The sequence below is a fragment of the Frankia sp. AgKG'84/4 genome (genome assembly GCF_023242965.2).
Lineage (GTDB): Bacteria > Actinomycetota > Actinomycetes > Frankiales > Frankiaceae > Frankia.
Genome location: NZ_JALKFU020000558.1, coordinates 1 through 3,473, shown reverse-complemented (window position 1 = coordinate 3,473; position 3,473 = coordinate 1). Strand labels below are relative to the sequence as shown.

The 3,473-nt window shown below is 72.9% G+C and carries 4 protein-coding genes; 3 read left to right on the top strand and 1 reads right to left on the bottom strand.

The window, feature by feature from the left end:
• On the bottom strand, positions 1-482 hold a 482-nt coding region (locus MXD58_RS23135), incomplete at its 3' end, for a PGPGW domain-containing protein (RefSeq protein ID WP_250609909.1).
• A gap of 412 nt (positions 483-894) precedes the next feature.
• Here MXD58_RS23135 and MXD58_RS23130 point away from each other — a divergent pair.
• From MXD58_RS23130 to fabI, 3 genes are all read left to right on the top strand, one after another.
• The gene (locus tag MXD58_RS23130; RefSeq protein ID WP_248840770.1) at positions 895-1,377 is read left to right on the top strand and encodes a cation:proton antiporter regulatory subunit; all 483 of its coding nucleotides are present in this window, start codon (positions 895-897) and stop codon (positions 1,375-1,377) included.
• Positions 1,378-1,398: 21 nt separating this feature from the next.
• Positions 1,399-2,583, top strand: a complete 1,185-nt coding sequence (locus tag MXD58_RS23125) for a cation:proton antiporter (protein WP_248840718.1) — start codon at positions 1,399-1,401, stop codon at positions 2,581-2,583.
• A gap of 66 nt (positions 2,584-2,649) precedes the next feature.
• Positions 2,650-3,423, top strand: coding sequence for an enoyl-ACP reductase FabI (gene fabI / locus MXD58_RS23120; RefSeq protein ID WP_248840717.1), 774 nt, complete (start codon positions 2,650-2,652; stop codon positions 3,421-3,423).
• Positions 3,424-3,473 lie beyond the last annotated feature (50 nt).

Below are 3,473 nucleotides of genomic sequence, written 5' to 3'. Positions count from 1 at the left end.
GCCGGGCGGTCGGGCCCGGCGCCCTGGCGCGATTCCTCGCGCCGCTCGATGAGCTCGGCCGGCGTGGGCTGGCCGGCCTCGCGGGCCTGGCGCGCCTGCCACAGGCTCACGACCATCGTGCTGAGGACGACCAGGCCGCTGAAGATGATGCTGCCCCCCGACCACGGCGACGACGCGGGCAGCGTGTCCACGACGATCCACACGATGCCCGCCGCCACCATCCCGAGGCCGAACAGGATCGTGAACGCCGAGTACAGCGGCTTCGCGGCCGCCTGGTCGGCGAGGTCCGCGGCCTTCTGCCGGGCCCGTTCGAACCGGCTGCGGGCCCACTCGTACTCCAGGCTCAGTACGAAGAAGCCGAGCGCCACCACGAGGAACCCCGGCCCGGGCAGCACGAGCATCGCGATGCCGACACCGAGGATCGCCACGCCCAGCATGGTCACAACCAGCCGGCGCAACAGCCGGGTACCTGTGTTCAACACGTCGTGCGACTCTCCCCTGCGTACGGCGGCGCCCGACGCCGCGCGGCCGATCGCCTGGCCGGGGCCGCGAAGCCTGGCGCAGCGGTCGGCATCGGTGAACCCGGCCGCGGTCCCAGTGCGGCCGGACCCCGCCGGAGCGGGTGATCGTGACGGACGTGCGCTCTCCTACCCCGTACCAACGCCGGACACCGCCCATTCGTGGCCCGCATCCCCGGTCGCCATCGTGACCTGGACCGCTTCGCGTCCGCCGGCACCGACAGGGTGTGCTCCGTTGGGTGGCGTGAGCACGGCCGCGGCTCCGACCGCCGCGAACGACGATCAGGGGTAGCACGTTGGTTAGGGTGACCAAAGGCGGCTCACCCGGGGCATCCCGCTCGTGAGCAGGCACGATGACGTGCGGAGAGGGTTGGCTGTGGACATCGAGGAGACGGCACTGCCCGGGATCGGGCTTCGCCACGACTTCCAGACCCGCAGCGGGCGGCGGATCGGCGTGGTGTCCCGCCATCACGGCCGGCGCGACCTGGTGCTGTACGACGCCGAGGACAGCGACGCCGTCCGCGAATGCGTCACGCTGACCGCGGAGGAGAGCGACGCGTTGTCCGAGCTGCTCGGGGCGCCGCACATCGTCGAGAAGCTGGCGGACATCAGCAGCGCGTTCGCCGGGCTTGTCGGCGAGCAGATCGCGATCGACGCGGACTCCCCGTACGCCGGGCGCCCGCTCGGCGACACCCAGGCCCGCACCCGGACCGGCGCGTCCATCGTCGCGGTCGTGCGCGACCATGTCGTGCACGCCTCCCCGCGGCCCGACTTCAGATTCGACGCCGGCGACATCGTGGTTGTCGTCGGGACCCCGGAGAACACCGCGTCCGTCGCGGCGTTGCTCCGCAACGGTTGACGAGCCGGACGGCCATCGCGAGTGCACTCGACGACAAACATCTTCCTTGAGCTCGGCGGGGTGCTGTTCTGCCTCGGCATCCTCGGACATCTGGCCATGCGGGTCGGCATCTCGCCGATCCCGCTCTACCTCCTCGGTGGGCTCGCCGTCGGCAAGGGCGGGCTGCTCTCGCTCGGCGCGAGCGAGGACTTCATCGAGATCGGCGCCGAGATCGGCGTCGTCCTGCTGCTGCTCACCCTCGGCCTCGAGTACACCGCCTCGGAGCTGCTCTCCGGCCTGCGCAGCAACGCCCGGGCCGGCGTGCTCGACCTGGTCCTCAACTCCGCCCCCGGGATCATCGCCGCGTTCGTGCTCGGCTGGGGTCCGGTGGCGGCCGTCGTGCTCGGCGGGGTCACGGCGATCTCGTCGTCCGGCATCATCGCGAAGGTCCTCGGCGACCTCGGCCGCCTCGGTAACCGGGAAACCCCGGTCGTGCTGTCCGTGCTCGTGCTCGAGGACCTCGCGATGGCCGTCTACCTGCCGATCCTCACCGCGCTGCTGGCCCACCAGACGGTCGCCCGCGGCTCGCTGACCGTCGCCATCGCCCTGGGCCTGCTCGCCGTGGTGCTCTGGCTCGCGCTGAAGCACAGCCCCAAGGTCACCCGGCTGGTGTTCAACCCCAAGGCGGACCGCAACGATGAGATCCTGCTCCTGCGGGTGCTCGGCCTCGCGCTGCTCGTCGCCGGCCTCGCCCAGCGCATGCAGGTCTCCACCGCGGTCGGCGCGTTCCTCGTCGGCATCGCCCTGTCCGGCCCGGTCGCCGAAGGCGCGGCGGAGGTGCTCAGCCCGCTGCGGGACCTGTTCGCCGCGGTGTTCTTCGTCTTCTTCGGCATGCAGACCGAGCCCGCGCAGATCCCCTCGGCGCTGCTCGCCGGCTCCCTGCTGGCCCTCGCCGGCGTCACCACAAAGATGATCACCGGCTGGTGGGCGGCGCGTTCGGCCGGCATCGGGACGATGGGCCGGTTCCGGGCCGGCGCGGCGCTCGTCGCCCGCGGCGAGTTTTCCATCGTCATCGCCGGGCTCGCCGTCGCCGCCGGCATCGAACCTCGCCTCGGCCCGCTCGCCGCCTGCTACGTGCTGCTCATGGCCATCATCGGGCCGCTGGCGGCACGCTTCGTCGAACCGGTCACCCGGGCCTCCCGGCGGCGCCTGGCCGCCCGCGCCTGAGGGCTCAGCGGCCTTCCCGGCCGGGGAACCACCGCGCCGGGCGCGATGTTTGGCAGGATGCGGCCCATGACCGGTCTCCTCGAAGGTAAGCGCATCCTTGTCACCGGCGTCCTCACCGAGGCGTCCATCGCGTTCAGCGTCGCCCGCATCGCCCAGGAACAGGGCGCGCGGGTCGTCCTCTCCGGCTTCGGCCGGGGTCTGTCCCTGACCCGCCGCATCTCCCGGCGCCTGCCCACCGAGGCCCCCGTCGTCGAGCTCGACGTCACCGACGAGGAGCAGCTCGCCGGCCTCGCCGAGCGGGTGCTCGAACACGTCGACGGCCTCGACGGCGTGCTGCACGCGATCGGCTTCGCGCCCGAGTCGGTCCTCGGCGGCAAGCCGTTCGTCGAGGCCGCCTGGTCCGAGGTCGGCACCGCCCTGCAGGTCTCCACCTGGTCGCTGGCGTCGCTGACCCGCGCCACGCTGCCGCTGTTCGGCGAGAAGGCGTCGGTCGTCGGGCTCGACTTCGACGCCTCGGTGGCCTGGCCGTCCTACGACTGGATGGGCGTGGCCAAGGCCGGTCTCGCCTCGGCCGCCCGCTACCTGGCCCGTGACCTCGGCCCGCGGGGCGTGCGGGTGAACCTCGTCGCCGCCGGCCCGCTGCGCACGATGGCCGCCAAGAGCATCCCGGGCTTCAGCCAGTTCGAGGACGTCTGGGACGGGCGGGCGCCGCTCGGCTGGAGCGTCCACGACACGACCCCCGCCGCCCAGGCCTGCGTCGCCCTGCTCTCGGACTGGTTCCCGGCGACCACGGGCGAGACCGTCCACGTCGACGGCGGCGTGCACGCCGTCGGCGTCTGACCGACCCCGCGGGGCCACGCCGCCCGCGAGCCGGCCGGGGAGGACAACGC

Coding starts and splice junctions, on each gene's coding strand:
- fabI (WP_248840717.1), top strand. CDS start 2,650: ATGACCGGTCTCCTCGAAGGTAAGCGCATCCTTGTCACCGGCGTCCTC.